The sequence below is a fragment of the Terracoccus luteus genome, assembly GCF_003635045.1.
Taxonomy (GTDB): domain Bacteria; phylum Actinomycetota; class Actinomycetes; order Actinomycetales; family Dermatophilaceae; genus Terracoccus; species Terracoccus luteus.
On record NZ_RBXT01000001.1, the window covers coordinates 2,315,272 to 2,339,412 of the forward strand.

A 24,141-nucleotide genomic window follows, 5' to 3' on the forward strand; every position below is an offset into this window, starting at 1 on the left:
ACACCCGCCGACCTGACGGTCGGCGGGTGCGGTCCGGTGGAGCGGGCGGCGACGCGTCAGGCGTCGGCCTTGGCGGCCGAGCGGGCGCGGGAGGCGCTGCGGGCGCGCACGGTGGCGTCGAGCTCGACCTTGCGGATGCGGACGGCCTCCGGCGTGACCTCGACGCACTCGTCCTCGCGGCAGAACTCGAGGCTCTGCTCGAGGCTGAGCTTGCGCGGCGGCACGATCTTCTCGAAGTTGTCCGAGGAGGAGGCGCGCACGTTGGTGAGCTTCTTCTCCTTGGTGATGTTGACGTCCATGTCGTCGGCGCGGCTGTTCTCGCCGACGATCATGCCCTCGTAGACCTCGGTGGTCGGGTCGGTGAAGAGCGTGCCGCGCTCCTGCAGGTTGACCATCGCGTACGAGGTCACGACGCCCTTGCGGTCGGAGACGAGCGAGCCGCTCGTGCGGGTCGTGATGGGGCCGAACCACGGCTCGTAGTCCTCGAAGACGTGGTGGGCGATGCCCGTGCCGCGCGTCTCGGTGAGGAACTCGGTGCGGAAGCCGATGAGGCCACGGCTGGGCACGAGGAACTCCATGCGGATCCACCCGGTGCCGTGGTTGGTCATCTGCTCCATGCGGCCCTTGCGAGCGGCCATGATCTGCGTGATCGCGCCGAGGAACTCCTCCGGCGTGTCGATCGTGAGGCGCTCGACGGGCTCGTGCACCTTGCCGTCGACCTCACGGGTGACGACCTGCGGCTTGCCGACCGTCAGCTCGTAGCCCTCGCGACGCATCTGCTCGACGAGGATGGCGAGGGCGAGCTCACCGCGGCCCTGGACCTCCCACGCGTCGGGGCGCTCGGTGTTGAGGATGCGCAGCGACACGTTGCCGATGAGCTCCTTGTCGAGGCGGTCCTTGACCATGCGGGCCGTGACCTTCGAGCCGCGGACCTGGCCGACCATCGGGCTCGTGTTCGTGCCGATGGTCATCGAGATCGCGGGCTCGTCGACCGTGATGAGCGGCAGCGGGATCGGGTTCTCGGGGTCGGCCAGCGTCTCGCCGATGGTGATGTCGGGGATGCCGGCGACGGCGATGATGTCGCCGGGTCGGGCCTGCTCGGCGGGCTTGCGCTCGAGGGCCTCGGTCATGAGCAGCTCGGTGATCTTCACGCGCTGCTGCGAGCCGTCGTGGCGGCACCACATGACCTGCTGGCCCTTCTTGATCGTGCCGTTGAAGACACGGAGCAGGGCGAGGCGACCGAGGAAGTTCGACGCGTCGAGGTTGGTGACGTGCGCCTGCAGGGGCGCCTCGTCGTCGTAGGTCGGCGCGGGGATCGTCTCGAGGATCGTCTCGAAGAGGGCCTCGAGGTCCTCGCCCTCGGGCAGGCCGCCGTTGTCGGGGCGCTCGGTGGAGGCGCGGCCGGCCTTGGCCGAGGCGTAGACGATCGGGAAGTCGATCTGCTCCTCGGTGGCGTCGAGGTCCATGAACAGCTCGTAGGCCTCGTCGACGACCTCGGCGATGCGCGAGTCGGGGCGGTCGACCTTGTTGATGCAGAGGATGACCGGCATGTTGGCGGCCAGGGCCTTGCGCAGCACGAACCGGGTCTGCGGCAGCGGACCCTCAGACGCGTCGACGAGCAGGACGACGCCGTCGACCATCGACAGGCCGCGCTCGACCTCGCCACCGAAGTCGGCGTGGCCGGGGGTGTCGATGATGTTGATGGTGACGCCCTCGGTGAGGCCACGGTCGGCGGCGGCCTTGCCGGTGTAGTGCACCGCGGTGTTCTTGGCGAGGATGGTGATGCCCTTCTCGCGCTCGAGGTCACCGGAGTCCATGGCCCGCTCGTCGACGTGCTGGTGCTCGCCGAAGGCACCGGACTGCCAGAGCATCTTGTCGACGAGGGTGGTCTTGCCGTGGTCGACGTGAGCGACGATGGCGACGTTGCGGATGTCCGCGCGGGTCTTCATGGGCATGGGAACAAGTGTCTCAGCATTTTCGAGTGCTCCTGTCCACCCCCGCCGGGGCCGGGAAACCGGGCTGACACCCGACGCCGCCCGGCCACGATGGGCGCCATGGACCACGAGCACCTCGAGACCAACCGCGCCAACTGGGACGAGCGCGCCGGCCTGCACGCCGCCCGGGAGGGCACGGGCTACGAGACGCGCCGCTTCGTCGACGACCGCTCGCTGCTGTCGGACGTCGTGCGCTTCGACCTGCCTCTGCTCGGCGACGTCACGGGCCTGCGTGTCGTACACCTGCAGTGCCACATCGGCACCGACACCCTCTCGCTTGCGCGGCTGGGCGCCGCCTCGGTCACCGGGCTCGACTTCTCCGGCCGCTCGGTGCAGGAGGCCCGGCGGCTCGTGGCCGAGACCGGGGACGCCGTGGAGTTCGTGCAGTCGGACGTCCACGCCGCCACCGACGTGCTGCCGGCGGGCGGCTTCGACCTCGTCTTCACCGGCATCGGCGCGCTGTGCTGGCTGCCGAGCGTCGAGGCGTGGGCCGGCGTCGTCGCCGACCTGCTCGCGCCGGGCGGGTCGCTGTTCCTACGCGAGGGCCATCCCCTCCTCTGGGCGATGGACGAGACCCTCGACGACGACCTGCACCTGCGCCTCCCCTACTGGGAGCACCCCGAACCGACGGAGTGGGACGGCGACCAGTCGTACGTGGCGACGAAGACCTACGAGTGGAACCACTCGCTCGGCGAGGTCGTGACGGCCCTGGCCGACCGGGGCCTGCGCATCGACCGTCTCGTCGAGCACGACAGCGTGCCCTGGGAGGCGCTGCCCGGCCAGATGAGGCTGCGCGACGACGGCGAGTGGGTGCTCACCGAGCGCGCCGGGTCGGCGCCGCTCACCTACACGCTGCGCGCGAGCAAGCCTTCCGCGTAAGGGTTTTCCCCGTCGTCGCGCCGTGACCGACCGCCCTCAGTCGAGGCAGAACTCGTTGCCCTCGATGTCCTGCATGACGATGCACGACTCGTCGAAGCCGTCGGCCTCCATGACCCGCACGACCGTCGCCCCGAGGCCGGCCAGGCGCTCGCTCTCGGCCGTCAGGGTCGCCAGCCGCTCGTCGCCGACGAGCCCCGTCCCCACGCGGACGTCGAGGTGCACGCGGTTCTTCACCGTCCTGCCCTCGGGCACCCGCTGGAAGAACAGCCGCGGCCCGGCCCCGTCGGGGTCGACGCACGCGAAGGCCGAGCCCTGCCGGTCGGGTGGCAGCGATCGGTCGAACTCCGCCCAGTCGGCGAAGCCCGGCGGCGGGGGCGGCACGACGTAGCCGAGCACCTCGCACCAGAACCGCGCCACCCTCTCGGGGTCGGCGCAGTCAAACGTCACCTGCACCTGTCGCACCTGCCCCACCGTCGCCATCCGCCCACGATAGGGCGCGCGTCACGGCAGGTCGACGATCTCGACGCCGCGCACCTCGCCGTCGGCGACGTCGAGCAGCGCGAGCGTGCGGCGCGGCTGGCGCCGCTTGTCGCTCGGGCTGCCGGGGTTGACGATGCGCAGGCCGCCCTCGGTGACGTCCATCGGGATGTGCGAGTGCCCGAAGACGACGAGGTCGGCGGCCGGGAACCGGCGCCTCAGCCGCGCGACCCGCCCCACCTTCGCGCCGCTGTCGTGCACCATCGCGACGCGCACCCCCTCCAGCTCGAGCTCGAGCGTCTCGGGGGCACCCCACCCGGCCACCTCGGGCAGGTCGTTGTTGCCCATGACGACGTGCACCGGGGCGAACCGCGCGAGGTCGTCGAGCACGTCCGCAGTGCACACGTCGCCCGCGTGCAGCACGAGGTCGGCCGACCCGAGGTGGGCGGCCACGGCATCCGGCACGCCCTTCCAGAACCGCGGGCTGTGGGTGTCCGACAGCAGCACGACGCGCACGGATGCCGGTCCGCTCAGTCCGCGCGGCGCGTGCCGTGCCGAGCGACGAGGCGGTCCATGCGGGCGTCGACGCCGGCATCCACCCGTCGACGGGCGGGGTCGGCGTCGAACCACTCGACCATCTCGGCGGCCCCGCGCCAGAACGGGACTCGCGCCTGCCACCCGGGCACGAGGGTCTTCACCTTGGTGTTGTCGAAGACCATCGAGTGCGACTTGTCACCCCGCAGCGGGGCCTCGGCGCCGGGGTCGTCGGCCACGAGGTCGTCGGTCGTCACGTGCACCAGCCGCGGCTCCGCCCCCGCGGCGGCGGCCATGGTCTCGTGGATCGCGTCCCACGACAGCCACTCGTCGGAGGTGATGTGCACGGTCTCGCCGACCGCGGCCGGGAGACCGAGCAGACCGGTGAAGGCGCGGGCGAAGTCGGTGTGGTGGGTGAGGGTCCAGAGCGAGGTCCCGTCACCGTGCACGACGACCGGCGCGCCCCGGCGCATCCGCTCGACCACGGTCCAGCCCCCGTCGAACGGCGGGGCGGTGTGGTCGTAGGTGTGCGACGGGCGCACGACCGTGACCGGCACCCCGCGGTCGCGGTAGGCAGCGGTCAGCAGCTCCTCGCACGCCGTCTTGTCGCGGGCATACTGCGAGAAGGGGTTGCGCAGCGGGCTCGACTCGAGCACGGGCACCCGCGCGGGCGGCTTCTGGTAGGCCGACGCCGAGCTGATGAAGACGTACTGGCCGAACCGGTCGCCCAGCGTCTGCAGCCGGTCTCCCACCTGGGCCGGGGTGAAGGCCCGGAAGTCGACGACGACGTCGAACTCGCGACCGGCGACGGCGTCCGCGAACGAGTCGTCGTCGAGGTCGGCGGTGAGCAGCTCGCAGCCCTCGGGCGAGGGCCGCGTCGTCGAGATCCCCCGGCCGAGCACGGTCACGGCGAAGCCGGCCGCGAGCGCCTCGCGGGTGCAGGCCCAGCTGATGACGCCGGTGCCGCCGAGGAAGAGGACGGACGGTGCGGCCATGGGGGTCTCCCGAGTGGGTCGGAGGGGTGGTGCGGTGGGCTCAGGCGGTGGGCTCAGGCGGCCGTGAGCAGGGGCGCGAGCGCCTCGACGATCGGCAGGTCGGCCGGCAGCCACCCGACCTCGTGCAGCCGGTCGGCGGCCAGCCAGCGCAGCTCGTCGTGGTCCTCGAGCGGGGCGGGCTCCCCCTCGGTGACCTCGGCCAGCCAGACGATCATCTCGAAGCGGTCGGTGAGCGGCCAGGTCGCGCCGGGCAGCGGACCGGGGAGCAGCCGCCCCACGCTGATGCGCACCCCCAGCTCCTCGTCGATCTCACGGTGCAGCGCGACGATGGGCGACTCCCCGTCGTCGACCTTGCCGCCCGGCAGCTCCCACCCGCCGGCGAGCGCCGAGGGCTCGGTGCGGCGGGCCGCGAGCAGGCGCGTCGGCGACGAGAGGTCGTCGACGATGGCCGCGCCCACGACGAGCCGGACGGCCGGGGTGGCGGGAGGGGTCTGCGAGGTCATGGTCGACCGATCGTGGCACACGGGTCGGCGGCACCGGCGGGCGACGGGCGGACCGGTGGCGGGCACGCGGGCGGCGGGCGCGGCATGCTGGGCCCATGAGCCGACTGCTGACCGACGAGGAGATCGACCGACAGCTGCGCGACCTGCCCGACTGGCGGCGTGACGCTGCCGACCGCGCCGTCATCACGGCGAGCTTCACGGCACCCGACTTCCCCACCGGCATCCGCCTCGTCGACGAGGTCGCCGACGTCGCGCAGCAGATGGACCACCACCCCGACATCGACATCCGGTGGACGACGGTGCGCCTCGCGGTGTCGACGCACAGCAAGGGCGGGCTGACCCAGCTCGACGTCGAGCTGGCCCACCGCGTCAGCCAGGAGGCGGCCCGCCTCGGGGTCGAGGCCACGCGCGAGGAGACGTCCGCCGGGTGAGTGTGCCCTAAACTCCTCGCATGCGATCCGACTCTCCGGAGGGCCATAGTCCCTCGCCGGGCCCGCCTCCGTGCGCCCGGCTGCCCCTGACCCACCACCTGCTCGCCGGGGTGGTGAACGCATGAGCATCGCCCTCGGGATCCTGCTGATCCTCGCCCTGACGGCCGCGACCGGCTACTTCGTCGCGATGGAGTTCGCCTACGTCGCCGTCGACCGCAACGCGCTCGGTGAGCTGTCCGCACAGGGCGACGAGCCCGCCAAGCGGGCGCTCGACGTCACCTCGCGCCTGTCGTTCACCCTGTCGGCCGCGCAGTTCGGCATCACCGTCACCGCCCTGCTCGTCGGCTACGTCTCGGAGCCGCTCGTCGGCGCGGGCCTCGCCGACCTGCTCGACCCGTCGATGTCGTATGCGACCCGTCTCAGCCTGTCGGTGACGGCCGTGCTCATCTTCTCGACCGTCGTGCAGATGGTCTTCGGCGAGCTCGCCCCCAAGAACCTCGCCATCGCGCGGACGGTGCCGCTCGCACGGTCGCTGAGCCGCTCGACGCTGGTCTACCTCACCGTCGCCGGGCCCGTCGTGCGCCTCTTCGACGAGGCCTCGACGCGCCTGCTGCGCCGCGTCGGCATCGAGCCCGTCGACGAGCTCGAACACGGCGCCACCGCAGAGGACCTCACCCGCATCATCGACGAGTCGCACGCCGGCGGCCTGCTCGACGACGACCTGTCCGAGGTGCTCGAGGGCGGCCTACGCTTCCGTGAGCTCGACGCCGGTGACGTCATGACCCCGCGCGTGCGGGTGCAGACGGTTCGGGCCGACGAGCCCGTGAGCCGCCTCGTCGAGCTGCTCGACACCGGCTGGTCGCGCTTCCCCGTCACCGGCACCGACGGCGACGACATCGTCGGCGTCGCCGGCATCGCCGAGGTGCTCAAGGTGGCTCCGGGCGACCGCGACCGAACCGCCGTCGGCGTCGTCACCCCCCAGCCGACCGTCGTGCCCACGAGCGCGCCGCTGCCGCGGGTGCTCGAGCAGATCAGGGCCGACCACCGACAGATGGCCGTCGTCGTCGACGAGCACGGCGGCTTCGCCGGCATCGTCACCTTCGAGGACATCGCGGAGGAGGTCGTCGGTGAGATCCTCGACGAGGACGACAGCGACGTGCCCTCGGTCACGAGCGAGGGCGACGACATCTGGCTCGTCCCGGGCCACCTGCGCCTCGACGAGCTCGAGACGGCGAGCGGCGTGCAGCTAACCGCCTCCGACGAGTACTCGACCATCAGCGGCCTCATCCTCGAGAGCCTCGGGCGCACCGCCCAGGTCGGGGACGTCGTCGACGTCGACGGCCGCCGCGAGGCCGACGAGCCGTCGACCGACACCTCCGACGCCTCCGACACGTCCCCCGACGACACGGTCGTCGACGTCGTGGCCGGCGCCGGGGTCGACGGCCACCCCGAGGGGTCGACGCAGGTCACCACCGACGAGGATGCCGCCGACGCCGGGTCTCGCACGCACCCGCCCGCCCAGCACGCCGGCGACCACGAGCCCGCCCGACGCCTGCACGTCGGGGTGCGCCTCACCGTCGAGGAGGTCGACCGCCACGTCCCCGCCACCGTGCGGGTCGCGGTGCTCGGCCTGCTCGACGACCTCGAGCGGCTCGCCGACACGATGGGCGACGGCGTCCACGACGCGAGCGGCCCGGCATCCGACGACCGGGACCACCCCGTCGCCGGTACGGGGGCCGACATGCCCGACCGGGCGGGCGCCGTCGTGAACGGGGGTGCCCGGTGATCACCGCGCTGCTCGTCTCCGTCCTGCTGCTCGTGCTCAACGCGTTCTTCGTCGCGGCCGAGTTCGCCCTCATCTCGAGCAAGCGTCACCGCCTCGAGGACCTCGCCGAGCGCGGCAGCCGCGCCGCCCGCGCGGCCGTCAACGGCAACCGAGAGCTCTCGCTCATGCTCGCGGGCGCGCAGCTCGGCATCACGTTGTGCACGCTCGCCCTGGGAGCCGTCGCCAAGCCGGCGGTCGCCGACCTGCTCGAGCCGGTGCTGACCTTCCTCCGGCTGCCCGACGCGGCCGCCGGCGTCATCGCCGTCCTGCTCGGCGTCGCCGTCGTCGTCTTCCTGCACATGGTGGTCGGCGAGATGGCGCCCAAGTCCTGGGCCATCGCCCACCCGGAGCGCTCCGCGGTGATGCTGGCCCTGCCCTTCCGCGGCTTCGCCTGGATCGCGCGGCCGGTGCTGAGCCTGCTCAACGCCATGGCCAACGGCTGCCTGCGGCTGGTCAAGGTGGAGCCGCAGAACGAGCTGGCCCAGGTGCACGGCCCGAAGGAGCTGGCGCTGCTGCTGCGCAGCGCCCGCGACCACGGCCAGCTCGAGGAGTCGGAGCACCGCGTCCTCGCCGGCGCCATCGACCTCGACACGACTACCCTTGCCGAGGTCATGATCCCCCTCGAGAAGGCCGTCGGGGTGCCGCACACGGCCTCGGTGCTCGACGCCGAGGCGGTGTCCCGCGAGAGCGGGCGGTCGCGGCTCGTCGTGAGCGACGCGTCCGGGCCGGTGGGCCTGGCCCACGTTCGTGACATCGTGCGGGCCGACCCGGCATCCGCCGTCACCGACGTCACCTCGCCGGCGCTGTCGATCGACCGGTCGGTCTCGCTGCTCGACGCCGTCAGCGCCATGCGCGCCGAGCGGGCCCAGCTCGTGCTCGTCGGTGGCCCCGACGGGCCGGTCGGCCTCGTGACGATGGAGGACCTGCTCGAGCGGGTGCTCGGCCAGTTCGACGACGAGACGGATGCCTCACTGGCGACCGCACGCTGACGAACCACCCGAGCCACGCATCCCGCCCACCGGAGACTTTCCGGTGGGCGGGCTGCTCTGCCAACGGAAATCTGGTCGCGTCACGATTCGGCCACGTCGGTTGTCGTCGCGCCGGTCGGGGCCGAAGATGGGGCAGCGCGACCCGGGGGTGGCCTCCAGCCCGCTCCGCCGCGCCGTGACAACGCTGTGGTCGACCCGTCCGACAGCCCGAACGACAGCGACTGCTGCTGACCCGGAGGTGGCCACCCAGTGAGCACTCCCCTCGAGATCGACCCGAGCGCCACGGCGCAGCCCGAGGCGGTGCTCGCGGGACCGGGTCGCATCGAGGGACGCTCGCTCGGACAGATCGCCTGGGGTCGCCTCAAGCGCGACAAGGTCGCCCTCGCCGGTGGCCTCTTCGTCGTCCTGCTCGTGCTGTGCGCGGTGTTAGCGCCGCTCATCGTCGGGGTGCTCGGCCACCCGCCCGACGAGTTCCACCAGGAGCTCGTCGACGCCGACCTGCAGACCCCCATCGGCCCGTTCGGCGGGGCCTCGTGGGACTTCCTCTTCGGCGTCGAGCCGATCAACGGCCGCGACATCTTCAGCCGCGTGCTCTACGGCTCGCAGATCTCCCTGCTCATCGCCTTCCTCGCCACCGTGCTCTCCGTCGTCATCGGCACGACGCTCGGGGTCGTCGCCGGCTTCTTCGGCGGGGTCGTCGACAGCCTCATCAGCCGGGCGATGGACATCTTCCTCGCCTTCCCGCTGCTCGTCTTCGCCCTCGCGCTCGTCGGCGTCATCCCCGACGAGGCCTTCGGCCTGAGCGGTGACTCGCTGCGCATCGCGGTCATCGTCTTCATCATCGGCTTCTTCAACTGGCCCTACATCGGGCGCATCGTGCGCGGGCAGACGCTGTCCCTGCGCGAGCGCGAGTTCGTCGACGCCGCCCGCAGCCTCGGCGCGCGCAACGGCTACATCCTGCGCAAGGAGCTGCTCCCCAACCTCGTGGCGCCGATCCTCGTCTACTCGACGCTGCTCATCCCGAGCAACGTCCTCTTCGAGGCCGCCCTCAGCTACCTCGGCGTCGGCGTCCAGCCGCCGCGCGCCACGTGGGGCGGCATGCTCTCGGACGCCGCCAAGTGGTACCAGACCGACCCGTGGTTCATGCTCCCGCCCGGCCTCGCCATCTTCGTCACCGTCCTCGCCTTCAACCTCTTCGGCGACGGCCTGCGCGACGCCCTCGACCCGCGCTCACGCTGACAGCTCGTCACCGCCCGCGCCACTCCTCGACCCACGCCACTCCCCGACCCGGGACCCGGGCCCGACCGGCCCCCGTCCCACCCGAACCGCACCACCTGCAGTCACGCCACACCCCATCCCGCAAGGAGAGCACCGACCCATGAAGAACAGACGCATCCTCACGGTGGCCGCGACGGCCGCCCTGGCCCTGGGGCTCTCCGCCTGCGCCGGTGGCGGCGGCGGTGGCTCGACCGGCAGCGGTACCGGCGGCGGCAACGGGGGCAGCGGCTCCGCCGGCGCCGACGCCGCCATCGGCAAGATCGTCAACGCCTCGGACGCCAAGGGCGGCACCCTGCGCTTCGGCATGGCCGGCGACTGGGACTCCATCGACCCGGGCGACACGTACTACGGCCTCTCGTGGAACTTCCTGCGCAACTACGCCCGCACCCTCGTCGTCTTCAAGGCGGCCCCGGGTGAAGGCGGCACGCAGCTCGTCCCCGACCTCGCCACCTCCCTCGGCAAGCCGAGCGACGGCAACAAGACGTGGACCTACACGCTGCGCGACAACCTCAAGTACCAGGACGGCTCGCCCATCACGAGCAAGGACGTCAAGTACGCGGTCGCCCGCCAGCTCGACAAGGACACCTTCCCGAACGGGCCGACGTACTTCAACGACTTCCTCGCCGACGTCCCCGAGGGCTACTCGGTCTACAAGGACAAGAACCTCGACGACCTCAAGTCGATCGAGACGCCCGACGACAAGACCATCGTCTTCAAGCTCAAGACCGGCTTCTCGGGCTTCGACTACTTCGCCCAGCTGCCGGCGACGGCGCCCGTGCCGCAGGCCAAGGACACCGGCTCGAAGTACAAGGAGACCATCGTCTCGAGCGGGCCCTACAAGTTCACGAGCTACCAGGCCGGCAAGAGCTACGAGCTCGACCGCAACGAGAGCTACGACCCGGCGACCGACCCCGACTCCGGCCGCAAGGCGCTGCCGGACAAGCTCACCGTCGAGCTCGGCCTCAACGCGGCCGACGTCGACCAGCGGCTACAGGCCGGCGACCTCGACGTCGACATCGCCGGCACCGGCGTGCAGGCCGAGTCGCAGGGCAAGATCCTCGCGGACCCGACCCTCAAGGCGCAGACCGACAACGCGTCGGCCGCCCGCACGTGGTTCACGGTGATCAACAGCGACGTCGCGCCGCTCGACAACATCGACTGCCGCAAGGCCGTCGTGCTCGCCTACGACAAGACCGGGTACCAGCGCGCCTACGGCGGCAAGACCGGCGGCGACATCGCGACGAGCCTCATGCCGCCGAACGTCCCCGGCCACGAGGACATCGACCTCTACGACTTCAAGGCCAAGCCGCAGGGTGACCCCGACGCCGCCAAGGCGGCCCTCGCCAAGTGCGGTCAGCCCAACGGCTTCGACATGAACATCTCCTACCGCGCCGAGCGCCCGAAGGAGAAGGCCGTCGCCGAGTCGCTGCAGCAGTCGCTGGCCAAGGTCGGCATCAACCTGTCGATCAAGTCGTTCCCGACCGCCGACTACACCAAGCTGTACGCCGGCAAGCCCGACTACGCCAAGACGAACAAGCTCGGCCTCATCGTCTACGGCTGGGGCGCCGACTGGCCCGACGGCTTCGGCTTCCTCAGCCAGATCGTCGACAGCCGCGTCATCCGCCCCTCGGGCAACACGAACCTCGGCATCAAGATCCCGGCCGTCGACACGCTCGTCGACCAGGCCCTCGCCGAGAACGACGCCGCCAAGCGCGACGCCATATGGGGCCAGGCCGACAAGACCGTCATGGAGAACGCGGCCGTCGTGCCGGGCGTGTGGGCCAAGGGTCTGCTCTACCGCCCGAGCAACCTGACCAACGTCTTCGTCAACGACGGCTTCACGATGTACGACTACGCCGCGATGGGCACGTCGCGCAAGTGAGGGGCTGACGGCATCCGCCGACACCCCGGGCCCGTGCCCCGGCACGCGCCCACCGCCCGTCCGACCGCCACCACCGAGAGAAGGTGAAGGCGACGGTGGTGGCGGCCGGCCGGTCAGACCCTGACCGCGCCGGCCGCCACCGCCACGCCCCCCGATGCTGACGTACATGATCCGCCGGCTCATCAGCGCCGTCGTGCTGCTCTTCATCGTGAGCGCCGCGACCTTCGCCATCTTCTTCCTCGTGCCGCGCATCGGCGGCGCGACGGCCGACGACCTCGCCTCGCGCTACGTCGGCAAGACGGCGGGCCCGGAGCAGATCCACGAGGCCGCCGTGCGCCTCGGCTTCACCGACCCCATCTGGGTGCAGTACGGCCGCTTCGCCAAGGGCATCGTGGCGGGCTCCGACTACGACTACGGTGCCGGCGTCGAGCACTGCGACGCGCCCTGCCTCGGCTACTCCTTCCTCACCCAGAACCCCGTGCTGCCCGACCTGCTCGACCGGTTGCCGGTCACGCTCTCGCTCGCCGCCGGGGCCGCCGTGCTCTGGCTCTTCGGCGGGGTCGCGACGGGGGTGATCTCGGCGCTCAAACGCGGCAGCCCGCTCGACCGCGCGTCGATGGGCATCGCCCTCGCCGGCGTCTCGCTGCCGATCTTCTTCACCGGCCTGCTGTCGCTGACGATCTTCAGCTACGGCCTCAAGTGGACGGCCGGCGGCGGCAGCTACACGCCGCTGCTCGAGAACCCGGCGGCCTGGGCCTACGACCTGCTGCTGCCGTGGATCACGCTCGCGTTCCTCTACGCCGCCGCTTACGCGCGCCTCACCCGCGCCGGCATGCTCGAGACGATGAACGAGGACTACATCCGCACCGCGCGCGCCAAGGGGCTGCGCGAACGCGACGTCGTCGTCAAGCACGGGCTGCGGGCCGCGCTGACGCCGATCCTCACGATCTTCGGCCTCGACCTCGGCCTGCTGCTCGGTGGCGCGATCCTCACCGAGTCGACGTTCTCGCTGCCCGGCATCGGCAAGTACGCCGTCGACGCCATCTCCAACAACGACCTGCCGAAGGTGCTCGGGGTCACGCTGCTGGGGGCCAGCTTCATCATCCTGGCCAACCTCGTCGTCGACCTCCTCTACGCCGTCGTCGACCCGAGGGTGCGTGCCGCATGACCGAGACCCGCATCACCGACGAGGGCACCGGGCGGACCGGGCGCGCGGGTGCGCGCGTCCGGGACCGGCTGCGTCGCGGCGGCCGCGTCACCGAGCGCACCGACGACCGCGCGGGCATCGGCGGGCTCGGCGAACCGGCATCCGACGCCTTCCTGTCCGTGCGCGACCTGCGCGTGCACTTCCCCACCGACGACGGCCTCGTCAAGTCGGTCGACGGCCTCTCGTTCGACCTCGCCCGCGGCAAGACCCTCGGCATCGTCGGCGAGTCGGGCTCGGGCAAGAGCGTGACGAGCATGTCGATCATGGGGCTGCACAAGCCCGGCACCGTGCGCACCGCGGGCTCGATCCGCCTCGACGGGCAGGAGCTCGTCGGCGCCGACGGCGAGACCGTGCGCGGGCTGCGCGGCAAGCGGATGGCGATGATCTTCCAGGACCCGCTGTCGGCCATGCACCCGTTCTACACGGTGGGTCACCAGATCGTGGAGGCCTACAAGGTGCACAACGGCGTGAGCACCTCGGCGGCGCGCAAGCACGCCGTCGACATGCTCGACCGCGTCGGCATCCCGCAGGCGCGCTCGCGCGTCGATGACTACCCGCACCAGTTCAGCGGCGGCATGCGCCAGCGCGCGATGATCGCGATGGCGCTCTCGTGCGACCCCGACCTGCTCATCGCCGACGAGCCCACGACCGCCCTCGACGTGACGGTGCAGGCCCAGATCCTCGACCTCATCCGCGACCTGCAGAGCGAGTTCAACTCGGCCGTTGTCATCATCACCCACGACCTCGGCGTCGTCGCCGAGCTCTCCGACGACATCATGGTGATGTACGCCGGGCGCTCGGTCGAGTACTCGACGGCCGACGACATCTTCCACCGGCCGCGGCATCCCTACACGTGGGGCCTGCTCGGCTCGATGCCCCGACTCGACCGTGAGCGCACCGAGCGGCTGCGCCCCATCCCGGGGTCACCGCCCAGCCTCATCAACGTGCCCTCCGGCTGCCCGTTCCACCCCCGGTGCGCCTACGTCGGCCGCACCCACGGGCTCGGTGACACCGAGCGACCCGCGTTCGCGCAGACGTCGCAGGGTCACTGGTCCGCCTGCCACCTCTCCCCCGATGAGCGAGAAGCCATCTGGGAGAACGACATCCGCCCCACCCTGTGAGCGAGACCATGACGACCACCGCCGGTTCGACCGCGCCCACCCCCGCCTCGAAGAGCCCGTCCTCGGGCCGCGACGCCGGCGACCCGCTGCTGCGCGTGGCCGGTCTGACGAAGCACTTCCCCATCCGCCGGGGGCTCCTGCAGCGCCAGGTCGGCGCCGTGCAGGCGGTCGACGGGCTCACCTTCGACGTGTACCGCGGCGAGACCCTCTCCCTCGTGGGCGAGTCCGGCTGCGGTAAGACGACGACGGGCCGGATGCTGACGCGGCTCATCGAGCCCACGGCGGGCACCCTGCACTTCGAGGGCGAGGACGTCACCCACTGGTCGGTGGGAAAGCTGCGGCCGCTGCGCCGTGACGTGCAGATGATCTTCCAGGACCCGTACGGCTCGCTCAACCCGCGCCACACCGTCGGCACCATCGTCGGGGCACCCTTCCAGCTGCAGGGGATCCGGCCCGACAAGGGCGTCAAGGCGACCGTGCAGGAGCTGCTCGAGCTCGTCGGCCTCAGCCCCGAGCACTACAACCGCTACCCGCACGAGTTCTCGGGTGGCCAGCGCCAGCGCATCGGGATCGCCCGGTCGCTCGCGCTGCGGCCCAAGCTCATCGTCGCCGACGAGCCGGTGTCGGCGCTCGACGTCTCGATCCAGGCCCAGGTCATCAACCTGCTAGAAGACCTCCAGGACGAGCTGGGCCTCACCTACGTCGTCATCGCCCACGACCTGTCGGTCGTGCGGCACATGAGCGACCGCGTCGCCGTCATGTACCTCGGCAACCTCGTCGAGCTCGCGGACCGCGACGAGCTCTACACGCGGCCGATGCACCCGTACACGACGGCGCTCATGTCGGCCGTGCCGCTGCCCGACACGAACCGGCGCGGCAAGCGCGACCGCATCCGCCTCCAAGGCGACGTGCCGAGCCCGATCGACCCGCCCCCCGCATGCCGCTTCAACACCCGCTGCTGGAAGGCGCAGGAGGTGTGCCGCACCGTCGCGCCGCCGCTCGTCGAGCTGGCCCCGCGCCACCAGGTGGCGTGCCACTTCCCCGAGAACGGCGACACCCCCGCCGCCGGCGACCTCACCGACCTCACCGACCTCACCGAGGGCGCCGACAGCGCCGATCGGCCCGACCGGCCCGACCGGGCCCCCGAACCGCGCTGACCAGGCAGGCCGGGGTCTCGTTCAGGCGACGGGCACGACGAACGGGGCGACGGGGCTCAGCCGCAGCAGCTCGGACAGCCGTCTCGTGGTCGAGGTGGGGCCGTCGAGCGTGACGCGGCGGTGGCGCAGGGCGGCCGACAGCGGCAACCGGCCGAGCCATACCGCGTACAAGCTGGCGACGTCCGAGCTGATCGTCAGGCTCACGGGGTAGCCGGGATCGACCATGCACACCGAGGGCGTGCCGTGGTCGACGAGGATCCAGAAGCGACGCGGGTCGTCGACGAAGCGCACGTGCAGAACGTGCCGGTCGCCCACGAGCACGGAGGTGTCCAGTCGGGTGTGCATCCACCACACGAGCAGCGCAGCGTCCAGCTCTGCCGGTGTCGGGTCACCGAACACCCACTCGGCTCCCCACTGCGCCAAGCCGAAGACGATCGGCTCGAGGGCGCGCCCGGACGGGGTGAGCAGGTAGTGGCTCCCCGACCGCTCGACCACGCCCGCCTTCTCGAGGTGGCGCAGCCGCTTGCTGAGCAGAGTGCGTGAGAGCCCCGGCAGCCCGCGCGCCAGATCGTTGAAGCGGGTGGTCCCGACGATGAGGTCGCGCACGATGAGCAGCGACCACCGCTCACCCACCACGTCGAGCGTGCGCGAAATGGGGCAGTACTGGCCCGCACCGGGGTCATGTCTGGTCATCGCCTGCTCCTTCGAGGTCAGGGTCGCGACGCTGCCCGTCCAGTATCGGTCTCGAACGTGTACCGCGTCAGTCCTCTTCGTGTACTGGGTATCGCCGCGCCGACGCCGCACTCTGGAGAACAGGCGGTGACGCGGCATCCAGCTGCACGTTCCCCCGCCTCCGCCAGAGAGGGAGAACGATGACCATCCACCTGCAACCCCCGACGAGCAGCCCGGCCGCGAGCACTCCGGATGCCGCTGACGTGGCTCTCAAGGCCAAGCACGCCACGATGTGGGGGCTCGGTGACTACCCGGCGGTGGCCCGAGAGCTGATCGCCACCCTTGGGCCCGTCGTCGTGGAAGCCCTCGACGTGAAGCCAGGGCAGCGCGTGCTCGACGTCGCGGCCGGCACCGGAAATGCCGCGATACCGGCGGCGCTCGCCGGCGCCGTGGTGGTGGCAACAGACCTGACCCAGAGCCTGCTCGACGTCGGGCGTGCCGCCGCCGAAGCTGCGGGCGCCCATCTCGAGTGGCGCCAGGCTGACGCCGAGGCGCTGCCCTTCCCCGCTGCCACGTTCGACACGGTGCTCTCAGTCGTGGGCGTGATGTTCGCCCCCCACCACCAGGCGAGCGCCGACGAGCTGGTGCGGGTGTGCCGGCCTGGCGGGCGCATCGGCCTGATCTGCTGGACGCCGGAGGGCTTCATCGGCCAGATGTTCGCGGCGATGAAGCCCTTCGCGGCGCCACCCCCGCCTGGAGCCCAGCCGCCGCCGCTGTGGGGCCGGGAGGAGCACGTGCGGCTCCTGCTGGGTGAGCGGGTCGTGTCGGTGAGCGCCGAGAAACGAACGGTGGCGGTGACCTTCGAGAGCGGAGAGGCCTTCCGCGACTTCTTCAAACGGACGTACGGACCGACGATCGTGACCTACCGCTTCATCGCCGACGATCCTGAGAAGGTCGCCGCGCTCGATGACGCGCTGGCCGAGCTGGGCCGGTCTGCCCTGGACCACCAGGGTCAGATGGAGTGGGAGTACCTGTTGGTCACGGCCACCCGCGCCTGAGCCCGCGGCCCTGCCCGACGGCATCCGGCACCATGCCCTGGCCGGCCCCTTCTCCGATCGCCTGTTCTCCCCCACCCACCCACCCCTGAGCGTCGAAAGGCCACGTTCTGCCTCGTCAGAACTGGGCCTCGACGTGCACGACCCCGCGCAACGTCGCCTTGAGACGGTGGACGAGGCTCAGGTGAGGGCGGCTCGCGCACGCGCGGCGCCCGGGGTCGATCTCAGGCCGCGCTGGAGGGCGTCGAGCCGGGCGCGAGGGTCGCCGTCAAGGGCCAGCAGCCGACCGGCGACGGCGCGGATCTCGCTCGCCGTGGACACGTTGGGGTCGAGGGACTCCCCGAAGCCGACGCGCTCGAGGGCGGCGGCCCCGGCGAACTGGTCGGTCGACAGCGGCAGCACCACCATCGGGACGCCCGAGGTGAGGGCCTCGGTGACGCTGTTGTTGCCGCCGTGGGTGACGGCCAAAGCGGCGTGCTCGAGCAGCCGCACCTGCGGCAGCGTGCCTCGCACCAGCCACGACGCGGGCACCGGCCCGAGGTCGGCGACCGCGGTCGACCCGCGCGCGAGCGCGACCCGCACGTCGAGGTCCCGCAGCGCCTCGGCCACACGCGCGAGCACGTCGGAACGCACCGACAGGAAGCTGCCGAGGCTGACGTAGACGAGCGGGCGGTCGTCGGCCGCGAGCCAGGCCTCCACCTGCTCGTCGCGGGGCTCGCTGCGCACGGCCGAGCCGAGGAAACGGTGCGGCGGGAGCAGCGCCGTGCGCGCCGGGTCGTGCAGCTCACCCGGGTAGTTGAGCAGCAGCACGTCGCCGGTCTCCGTGAACGCGTCTGTGCTGTGGGCCGACCCGGGCGCGAGCTCGTCCAGGGCGGCGTTCCAGCCGGCGGTGAACGTGTCGCGCACCTGCTCGCAGAGGCGGCGCAGCGAACGCAGCTCACCGGCATCCGTGGGGATGGCCTCCGGGAAGACCGGCGGGTGTCCGTAGACCTCGTCACCGACGGTGAGGGCGGTGGGGTGGCCGAGCACGACGTCGGCGTGACGCACGCCGGACGCCCGCAGGGCGAGCCGGGCACTGAAGGCGAGGTGGTCGACGACGACGTGGTCGGGCCGCACCCGCTCGACGATGCGCTGCACGGCGCGCGCCACCCCGACGGGGTCCCACAGGAGGTCGTCACCGCGGGCGCGAGCCTGGTACGCGAGGGTCTCGACCGCGCCCCGGCGGGTGGCGTCGAAGAACCCGCGGAGCGAGTCGTCCTCCCCCGCGGGCTGGTCCTCCACCCGGATGACGCCCGGGTTGCTGCCGCGCCCGAGCTGCAGATGCTCGCGCTCGAAGCCGAACTCCGTGACGAGGGCGTCCGTGGCGGGCCCGGTCGCGACGACGACGCGCTCACCGGCGTCGCGCCACGCGGTGGCGAGCGTGGCGAGCGGGTAGAGGTGCGAGGCGTAGTCGGGGCTGACGACGAGCAGGGTCACCGGGCCACCTCCGTCGGGGCGACCGCGCGGTAGACCGTCGAGAGGGCGTCGGCCATGCCCGCGATGCCGAACCGCTCGCGCACCATGCGTCGTGCCTGCTCGGCGTGGTCGTCGGCGTCGGGCGTCGCCGCGAGGTCCAGGGCGGCGTGCACGGCCTCCGTCAGCGCGGTCGCCGATGCGGTGTCGACGAGGATGCCGGTGACGCCGTCGTCGACGTACGTGGCCGGCCCGCCGGTGGCCGGGGCCACGACCGGCAGCCCGGTGGCCATGGCCTCGAGGATGGCGATGCCGAACTCCTCCTTGAGGCTCGACGAGACGTACACCCCGTGGGGCGCGGCCCGGCCGGGGCGACCGGCGCGCACCGCGGCGAGCCAGGTCGTCACCGTGGCGTTGGGCCGGTGACCGGGCAGCAGCAGGCCCCGGCTCGCGGCGTCGTCGAGCGGCACGACGGCGTCGATGGCGTCGAGCTGCTCGCGCTCGTCGTCGGAGGGGTCGGCGAGGTCGCCGCCGACGACGAGCAGGGTGCACCGCTCGTGCAGCCGCCGGTCCGCGGCCCACGCCTGCACGAGCGTGGCCGTGCCCTTGACGCGGTTGAGGCGCCCCACGCTGACGGCGAGCGGCAGCCGGCGGCGGTGGGCGGGCAGGGTGTCGAGCAGCCGGTCGAGCTCGTCTAGCGCCTGCCGCTCGCGCGCCGGTGGCGTGGCCGTCGTGACGGCCTCCGCGGCCCGGTCGACGGCCTCCAGGCTGATGCCCTCCGCGACGGGGGTGACGCGGTCGGCCTCGGCCCTCACGTCGAGGCCCATGAGGCGGGCCATGTCGTCGGCGAGGTGCGGACGCGGGAAGAGCACGAGGTGGTCGGCCCGCCGCTGCAGTCGCCCGAGCAGTCGCTCGCGGAAGACGAGGTGCTCGACGGCGTCGGCCTCCCCGAAGCCCTCGCGGGTGAGGGTGCCCGCGGCGTCGCGGCTCGCGACGAGCGCGTTGGGGTCGGGGGCGAGGGTGAAGACGACGGGGATGCCGAGCTCGTCGGCGACGTCGGCGGCGACCATGGTGGCGACGTCACCCATGCGCAGGTGCAGCGCGTCGACGCGGCCGGCAGCGCGCAGGATGCGCCGCAGCCCGCGACGGACGGCCACCCGCAGCGGCCACGCCCTGCCGGCGGGCACGGGCGGCCCCCACAGCGGGACCGAGAGGTAGTGGTGACCCCTGCGGTCGAGGTGGACTAGCCCGAGAGCGGCGTCGTCGGGGCGGCCACGGGAGACGGTGAGCACCCGGCCGATGCCCGGGTTCGCCTGCAGCAGAGCGTCGCCGAGCTGCACGAGCAGGGTGGCGATGCCACCGGTGTCGCCCTGACCCGCCCGCGACAGGTCGCCGTCGACGTCGGCGTGCAGGAACAGCTGCGCCACCGTGAACGGGCCGGCCGGGGCGGCCGGCGTGGCGGATGCGGGGCTCTCGGCCGCCGCGGGCGGCCGGGCCAGGTCGCTCAGCGCGAGCGCGGCGACCGAGCCGAGCGGGCCGCCGTCGTCGACCACCTGCGCGAGGGCGTCGTGGCGGGCCGACGGTGCCCTCGGTGCGGTCGCTGCGGGACGGTCGGCTGCGTCCGGCTCGCGGTCGCCCAGGGCGGCGGTCGCTGCGGCCCGCGACGCGTGGGGCTCGGTGTCGTCGAGCGCGAGGCGACACAGGGCCTCCTCCGCCGCCTCGCCGTGCAGCAGCCCCCAGGTCTCGACGAGGGCGGCCCGACCGGCGGGGGTCGAGCACCGAGCGAGCGCGGCCTCGAGGGCGCGCCCCACGGCATCCGGCTCGGTGGCACCCCGGACCTCGAGGGTCCACTGGGCGAGCATCCCCCGGAAGCCACCCTCGGCGACCGCCTCGGCGAGCGGGGCGAGGGCCCGCTCGGTCAGGGTCACCCCCCGCAGGGCCTCCGCAGCGGCGTCGCGAAGGTGGTCGGGTCCGGTGGTGAGCAGGTCGACGAGGGCGTCGGCCGAGGCGGGGCCGCCCACCCGGCCGAGGGCGCGTACGGCGAGGGACGCGGTGAGGGCGTCGGTGCCGCGCGTGGCCTCGAGCAGGACGTCGGCGCCGTCGGGGCCCTCGGCTGCGGCCGACCGCTCGAGGTCGGGGCCGAGGCGCAGCGCTTCGAGCAGCGTGGGCGCGTCTCGCACGGCGGCGAGGGCCTCACGGACCGGGACGGGGTGTGGGGCGTCACCGGCGCTCTCGCGCGCAGCAACAAGGCACCCAGCCGTCTGCTCGACCATGTCGCCAGCCTAGGTCGCTTTCCCGCCCTCACCGCCATTGGCCCGCTCGGCCCGCTCGGCCCGCTCGGCCCGCTCGGCCCATTCGGCGCGGAGAACGGAGTAGAGGTAGCCGTCGTGCCAGCCACCGGCGCGCCACTGCGCCCCGCGCACGGTGCCCTCGCGCGTGAAGCCCGCCTTCTCGAGCGCGCGCTGCTCGCCGATGTTCTCGACGTCGGTGTGCGCCTCGACGCGGTTGACGGCGGTGTGGCGGAAGACGAGGTCGACGAGCAGCCGCTGCGCGCGCGTGCCGGCCCCCCGGCCGCGGGCCGACTCCTGCAGCCAGATGCCGATCATCGGGTTGCGGCACGACGCCCCGGGGCCCCACTGCACCCAGTGCCAGCCGACGCTGCCGACGACCTCGTCGTCGAGCAGCACGGCGAGCGACCCGTCGGCGTCGAGCCGGCAGGACGGCAGCCGGTCGTAGCCCGGGCGAGGTCCGAAGTCGTCGAAATCGCCCTGTTCGTAACGCGGTTCGCTCAGCTCGCCGGCGCGGAGGGGGCGTAGCGCGACACGGTTCTGCGCGGCATCCATGACGTGAGCGTAGGACGGGCGACCTGACGGCCCCCTGTGATGGTGCGGGTGGTCGACAGGTCAGGTGGTGCGGACGGGCTGAGCCTCGGCGATGCGCCGGATGGCGTCGGGGGTGCTGCGCCCGCGCGCGGCGTCACGTTCGACGAGCGCCTTCGCCGCTGCCCGCTGGGCCGTCGTCACGACCACGGTCTTCTTGGCCACCGGGGGCCTCCTTCCCGTCGGTCCCCGATTCTACGCCGGATGCCGGGTCGCCGGTCGTGATCGTCACCACGGGAGGGGGCTCGACGAGCACCTCGGCCTCCTGCCCGGCCAGCTCGGCCGCCTCGATGGCCGACCGCGGGCCTTCGAGGGCCTGGGTCAGGGCGGCGTCGACGAAGGCCTGCTGCTCGTCGTCGTTCATCTCCGACTGCGACAGCGCCCGCAGCTCGGCCACGCCGAGGGCGGCTCGCCCGTCGTCGGGTGAGATGGCGAGCTCGGCGGCCCAGCGCAGGGTGCGCATCGTCTCCTCGCGCCGCGAGCGCTGCTCGGTCTCGCCCGCGGTGCGCCGGGCGACCCAGTTGCTCACCACCACGCCGAGCACCGCCCCGACGGGCGCCCCGAGGCTGACGACCCAGACCGCCCACGTGGGGAGAACGGTCATCTGGTCCATATCGCCGATGCTAGGTGGCGCCACCGTCAGAGGCGGGCGCGTGTTCGGCCCGCCTGCGGGTCAGCCTCGGGGCGGGTCAGCGCCAGAACAGGTGGTGTACGACGCCGCTGGGGCTCGGCACGACGTCGTGCTCGTAGCGGTCGTCGAGCTCGTCGGGGGTGGTCCACAGGCGGCTGCCGTCACCGAGCTCGACCGGCGCGACGGCGACGTGGAGGCTGTCGACGAGGCCGGCGTCGAGGAACTCGCGCACCGTCTGCGCTCCCCCGCCGAGCCGCACGTCGCGACCCTCGGCGGCCTGCTTGGCCTGGGCGAAGACGTCGGCCGGGTCGCCGCCGACGAAGTGGAAGGTCGTGTCGCCCTTCGTCAGCGCCGGCCGCGGGAAGTGGGTGAGGACGAAGACCGGGGTGTGGAAGGGCGTGTCATCGCCCCACCAGCCCCCCCACTCGAGGTCGGGCCATTCGCCGCGCACCGGGCCGAACTTGTTGCGGCCCATGATCTCCGCGCCGATGTTGCGGCTGAAGTCGCGTACGAGGAAGTCGTCGAGGCCCCGGCTGCCGCCCGGCTCGGTGCGGTTCGGCCAGCTGTCGGTGGCGCCCGCCCACGCCATCATGACGCGGGGGTCGGCGTGGCCGAACGGATGCTCGAGCGACTGCCCGGTGCCCGCGCCGTACCCGTCGCTCGACACGGTGAAGTTCTGGACCTTCAGCAGCTGCGCCATCGCCTGCTCCTCACGCTCGACCCCAGCAGGCTAGCGACGGACGCGTCGCACCGCCTCATTTCGTCGGGACGCACCGGGCCGTGAGCAGCCGTGCGCAGCCGGGTGCGGGTGGGTGTCGCGGTGTCGTCCTCTCATCGGGGACACTGGGGGATCACCACCCTTCTCGACAGGAGCAACCCGTGACCGAGGGAACCGTCCGCTGGTTCGACGCCGACCGAGGTTTCGGCTTCATCGACCTCGGACCCGAGGCAGAAGACCTCTACGTCCACGCATCCGAGATCGTCAGTGACGACGGGGTGCGCACGCTCCGCGAGGGTCAGCTCGTCGAGTTCGAGGTCGGCGAGGGTGACCGCGGCCCGCAGGCACGCGGAGTCCGGGTCACGGGAGACTCGGCCTCCGGCGCGACGGGCGTGCTCGGAACGGTGTCCTGGTACGAGCCCGCCAAGGGGTACGGCTTCGCCAACCCCGACGGCGGCGGCGCTGAGGTCTTCGTGCACAGCTCGTCCATCGTGGGCGGCGGCGTGGTCTCGGAGGGTCAGCGGGTGGCGTTCCTCGTCGTCGACGGCGAGAAGGGCCCGCAGGCCGACCACCTGCTCCCGCTCGGGGCCCAGGCCGCCCAGCCGGCCGATGCCCCTGCCGACGGTCCCGACGGGGCGGACGGCACCGTGTCCTGGTACGACTTCGACAAGGGCTTCGGCTTCATCACCCCCGAGTCCGACGGGCCCGACGTCTTCGTCCACGCCCGTTCACTCGCCGACGGGCTGCCCGAGCTGCGGGAGGGCGACCGGGTGATGTTCGAGGTCGTCGAGAGCGAGAAGGGGCCGCAGGCCCGCGACGTCCGCCTCGTGGGCGGTCCCCCGCCGAGGGCGAGCGCCGGGAGGGCGCCGAGCCGCGGACGGTCGGGGCAGCGCGACGCGTCAGACGCACCGGCGCGTGGTGGTCAGGGTGTCGTGGCCCGCTTCGACCCGGAGCGCGGGTTCGGGTTCATCTCCCCGGATGCCGGCGGCCCGGACCTCTTCGTACACGTGTCCGTCCTCTCCGGCACCGACGACCTCTACGCGGGCGACCGCGTCCGGTACCAGGTGCGCCAGAGCGACCGCGGTCCGCAGGCCGACCGCGTCGAGCTGCTTTGAAGATCGGTCTGTCAGCAAGGACCGACCCCGCATCGCGGAGTCAAATCTGAATGATGAGCGGTCTGCGGCTACGTGCCTGCGGACCTCCGTGCTACATCATCCAGCTACTGGGCGAAGGCATGGGCCGCGCGTCCCCTTTACCTCTGCTAGCCACTGGAGGTCGCCGTTAAAAACCTTTGAGCCATGGCTGTTACACAACGCAACTCTGTTGGGCCACAAGAGGAACGGTGCCTGGCAGCCGTAGCACTGACCGCTTGAGGGCTAGTACGGACGGCTCGCGAAGCGAGCCATAGCGCGGGTTGAATGATGATATTTCCCGCTGTCTGAAGGCATGAGTGCGTGTCGTG

The 24,141-nt window shown here is 72.3% G+C and carries 22 protein-coding genes; 11 read left to right on the top strand and 11 right to left on the bottom strand.

Annotated elements, in window-relative coordinates; genetic code table 11:
- Nucleotides 1-56: 56 nt before the first annotated feature.
- On the bottom strand, nt 57-1,955 hold the full coding sequence (typA, locus tag DFJ68_RS10460) for a translational GTPase TypA (protein ID WP_121032991.1): 1,899 nt from the start codon (nt 1,953-1,955) through the stop codon (nt 57-59).
- A 99-nt stretch (nt 1,956-2,054) separates the two neighbouring features.
- Between typA and DFJ68_RS10465 the strand changes: the two genes are divergently transcribed.
- The gene (locus tag DFJ68_RS10465; protein ID WP_121032993.1) at nt 2,055-2,873 is read left to right on the top strand and encodes a class I SAM-dependent methyltransferase; all 819 of its coding nucleotides are present in this window, start codon (nt 2,055-2,057) and stop codon (nt 2,871-2,873) included.
- Between the two features lie 36 nt (nt 2,874-2,909).
- On the opposite strand, the gene DFJ68_RS10470 is transcribed toward DFJ68_RS10465, so the two are convergent.
- From DFJ68_RS10470 to DFJ68_RS10485, 4 genes are read right to left on the bottom strand one after another with little or no spacing between them, the layout of a single operon-like run.
- A complete protein-coding gene (locus DFJ68_RS10470) occupies nt 2,910-3,353 on the bottom strand; it encodes a VOC family protein (protein WP_211333334.1) in 444 nt (147 codons plus the stop codon).
- Nucleotides 3,354-3,374: 21 nt separating this feature from the next.
- Nucleotides 3,375-3,866, bottom strand: coding sequence for a metallophosphoesterase family protein (locus DFJ68_RS10475; RefSeq protein ID WP_121032995.1), 492 nt, complete (start codon nt 3,864-3,866; stop codon nt 3,375-3,377).
- Between the two features lie 14 nt (nt 3,867-3,880).
- Nucleotides 3,881-4,879, bottom strand: coding sequence for an NAD-dependent epimerase/dehydratase family protein (locus DFJ68_RS10480; RefSeq protein WP_121032997.1), 999 nt, complete (start codon nt 4,877-4,879; stop codon nt 3,881-3,883).
- 53 nt (nt 4,880-4,932) lie between these two features.
- A complete protein-coding gene (locus tag DFJ68_RS10485) occupies nt 4,933-5,382 on the bottom strand; it encodes a (deoxy)nucleoside triphosphate pyrophosphohydrolase (RefSeq protein ID WP_121032999.1) in 450 nt (149 codons plus the stop codon).
- 95 nt (nt 5,383-5,477) lie between these two features.
- Between DFJ68_RS10485 and DFJ68_RS10490 the strand changes: the two genes are divergently transcribed.
- The 8 genes from DFJ68_RS10490 to DFJ68_RS10525 all read left to right on the top strand — a co-directional run bounded on the left by DFJ68_RS10490 (nt 5,478) and on the right by DFJ68_RS10525 (nt 15,272).
- Nucleotides 5,478-5,813, top strand: a complete 336-nt coding sequence (locus DFJ68_RS10490) for a 4a-hydroxytetrahydrobiopterin dehydratase (RefSeq protein WP_121033002.1) — start codon at nt 5,478-5,480, stop codon at nt 5,811-5,813.
- Nucleotides 5,814-5,934: 121 nt separating this feature from the next.
- Complete coding sequence (locus DFJ68_RS10495; protein WP_211333335.1) at nt 5,935-7,599, top strand: hemolysin family protein; 1,665 nt, start codon at nt 5,935-5,937, stop codon at nt 7,597-7,599.
- Complete coding sequence (locus DFJ68_RS10500; RefSeq protein WP_121033004.1) at nt 7,596-8,627, top strand: hemolysin family protein; 1,032 nt, start codon at nt 7,596-7,598, stop codon at nt 8,625-8,627. Before DFJ68_RS10495 ends, DFJ68_RS10500 begins: the two co-directional genes overlap by 4 nt.
- Before the next feature lie 249 nt (nt 8,628-8,876).
- Nucleotides 8,877-9,866, top strand: coding sequence for an ABC transporter permease (locus tag DFJ68_RS10505; protein ID WP_121033006.1), 990 nt, complete (start codon nt 8,877-8,879; stop codon nt 9,864-9,866).
- Nucleotides 9,867-10,005: 139 nt separating this feature from the next.
- Complete coding sequence (locus DFJ68_RS10510) at nt 10,006-11,787, top strand: ABC transporter substrate-binding protein (protein ID WP_121033008.1); 1,782 nt, start codon at nt 10,006-10,008, stop codon at nt 11,785-11,787.
- A 154-nt stretch (nt 11,788-11,941) separates the two neighbouring features.
- Nucleotides 11,942-12,955 (top strand): ABC transporter permease, encoded by a 1,014-nt coding sequence (locus DFJ68_RS10515; protein WP_121033010.1) that lies wholly within the window; start codon nt 11,942-11,944, stop codon nt 12,953-12,955.
- Complete coding sequence (locus DFJ68_RS10520; protein ID WP_121033012.1) at nt 12,952-14,115, top strand: ABC transporter ATP-binding protein; 1,164 nt, start codon at nt 12,952-12,954, stop codon at nt 14,113-14,115. The genes DFJ68_RS10515 and DFJ68_RS10520 overlap by 4 nt, the downstream gene beginning before the upstream one ends.
- 8 nt (nt 14,116-14,123) lie before the next feature.
- Nucleotides 14,124-15,272: an ABC transporter ATP-binding protein gene (locus tag DFJ68_RS10525; protein ID WP_121035289.1), complete on the top strand. Its 1,149-nt coding sequence runs from the start codon at nt 14,124-14,126 to the stop codon at nt 15,270-15,272.
- 21 nt (nt 15,273-15,293) lie between these two features.
- Here the strand turns inward: DFJ68_RS10525 and DFJ68_RS10530 are convergent, their stop codons facing one another.
- Complete coding sequence (locus DFJ68_RS10530; RefSeq protein ID WP_121033014.1) at nt 15,294-15,965, bottom strand: winged helix-turn-helix transcriptional regulator; 672 nt, start codon at nt 15,963-15,965, stop codon at nt 15,294-15,296.
- 179 nt (nt 15,966-16,144) lie between these two features.
- On the opposite strand from DFJ68_RS10530, the gene DFJ68_RS10535 reads away from it, so the two are divergent.
- Nucleotides 16,145-17,002: a class I SAM-dependent methyltransferase gene (locus tag DFJ68_RS10535; protein WP_121033016.1), complete on the top strand. Its 858-nt coding sequence runs from the start codon at nt 16,145-16,147 to the stop codon at nt 17,000-17,002.
- Between the two features lie 177 nt (nt 17,003-17,179).
- Here DFJ68_RS10535 and DFJ68_RS10540 read toward each other — a convergent pair whose 3' ends face one another.
- The 5 genes from DFJ68_RS10540 to DFJ68_RS10560 form a co-directional block, all read right to left on the bottom strand.
- On the bottom strand, nt 17,180-18,475 hold the full coding sequence (locus DFJ68_RS10540; protein ID WP_121033018.1) for a glycosyltransferase: 1,296 nt from the start codon (nt 18,473-18,475) through the stop codon (nt 17,180-17,182).
- Nucleotides 18,472-20,724: a glycosyltransferase gene (locus DFJ68_RS10545; RefSeq protein ID WP_121033020.1), complete on the bottom strand. Its 2,253-nt coding sequence runs from the start codon at nt 20,722-20,724 to the stop codon at nt 18,472-18,474. Before DFJ68_RS10545 ends, DFJ68_RS10540 begins: the two co-directional genes overlap by 4 nt.
- 9 nt (nt 20,725-20,733) lie before the next feature.
- Nucleotides 20,734-21,294: a GNAT family N-acetyltransferase gene (locus DFJ68_RS10550; RefSeq protein WP_121033022.1), complete on the bottom strand. Its 561-nt coding sequence runs from the start codon at nt 21,292-21,294 to the stop codon at nt 20,734-20,736.
- Nucleotides 21,295-21,427: 133 nt separating this feature from the next.
- Nucleotides 21,428-21,943, bottom strand: a complete 516-nt coding sequence (locus tag DFJ68_RS10555; protein WP_121033023.1) for a hypothetical protein — start codon at nt 21,941-21,943, stop codon at nt 21,428-21,430.
- 76 nt (nt 21,944-22,019) lie between these two features.
- A complete protein-coding gene (locus DFJ68_RS10560) occupies nt 22,020-22,661 on the bottom strand; it encodes a dihydrofolate reductase family protein (protein WP_121033026.1) in 642 nt (213 codons plus the stop codon).
- 179 nt (nt 22,662-22,840) lie between these two features.
- Here DFJ68_RS10560 and DFJ68_RS10565 point away from each other — a divergent pair, with 179 nt between their 5' ends.
- Nucleotides 22,841-23,794, top strand: coding sequence for a cold-shock protein (locus DFJ68_RS10565; protein ID WP_121033027.1), 954 nt, complete (start codon nt 22,841-22,843; stop codon nt 23,792-23,794).
- Nucleotides 23,795-24,141: the final 347 nt, after the last annotated feature.

Coding starts and splice junctions, on each gene's coding strand:
- typA (WP_121032991.1), bottom strand. CDS start 1,955: ATGCCCATGAAGACCCGCGCGGACATCCGCAACGTCGCCATCGTCGCT.
- DFJ68_RS10465 (WP_121032993.1), top strand. CDS start 2,055: ATGGACCACGAGCACCTCGAGACCAACCGCGCCAACTGGGACGAGCGC.
- DFJ68_RS10470 (WP_211333334.1), bottom strand. CDS start 3,353: ATGGCGACGGTGGGGCAGGTGCGACAGGTGCAGGTGACGTTTGACTGC.
- DFJ68_RS10480 (WP_121032997.1), bottom strand. CDS start 4,879: ATGGCCGCACCGTCCGTCCTCTTCCTCGGCGGCACCGGCGTCATCAGC.
- DFJ68_RS10485 (WP_121032999.1), bottom strand. CDS start 5,382: ATGACCTCGCAGACCCCTCCCGCCACCCCGGCCGTCCGGCTCGTCGTG.
- DFJ68_RS10490 (WP_121033002.1), top strand. CDS start 5,478: ATGAGCCGACTGCTGACCGACGAGGAGATCGACCGACAGCTGCGCGAC.
- DFJ68_RS10495 (WP_211333335.1), top strand. CDS start 5,935: ATGAGCATCGCCCTCGGGATCCTGCTGATCCTCGCCCTGACGGCCGCG.
- DFJ68_RS10510 (WP_121033008.1), top strand. CDS start 10,006: ATGAAGAACAGACGCATCCTCACGGTGGCCGCGACGGCCGCCCTGGCC.
- DFJ68_RS10515 (WP_121033010.1), top strand. CDS start 11,942: ATGCTGACGTACATGATCCGCCGGCTCATCAGCGCCGTCGTGCTGCTC.
- DFJ68_RS10520 (WP_121033012.1), top strand. CDS start 12,952: ATGACCGAGACCCGCATCACCGACGAGGGCACCGGGCGGACCGGGCGC.
- DFJ68_RS10525 (WP_121035289.1), top strand. CDS start 14,124: ATGACGACCACCGCCGGTTCGACCGCGCCCACCCCCGCCTCGAAGAGC.
- DFJ68_RS10530 (WP_121033014.1), bottom strand. CDS start 15,965: ATGACCAGACATGACCCCGGTGCGGGCCAGTACTGCCCCATTTCGCGC.
- DFJ68_RS10535 (WP_121033016.1), top strand. CDS start 16,145: ATGACCATCCACCTGCAACCCCCGACGAGCAGCCCGGCCGCGAGCACT.
- DFJ68_RS10545 (WP_121033020.1), bottom strand. CDS start 20,724: ATGGTCGAGCAGACGGCTGGGTGCCTTGTTGCTGCGCGCGAGAGCGCC.
- DFJ68_RS10550 (WP_121033022.1), bottom strand. CDS start 21,294: ATGGATGCCGCGCAGAACCGTGTCGCGCTACGCCCCCTCCGCGCCGGC.
- DFJ68_RS10555 (WP_121033023.1), bottom strand. CDS start 21,943: ATGGACCAGATGACCGTTCTCCCCACGTGGGCGGTCTGGGTCGTCAGC.
- DFJ68_RS10560 (WP_121033026.1), bottom strand. CDS start 22,661: ATGGCGCAGCTGCTGAAGGTCCAGAACTTCACCGTGTCGAGCGACGGG.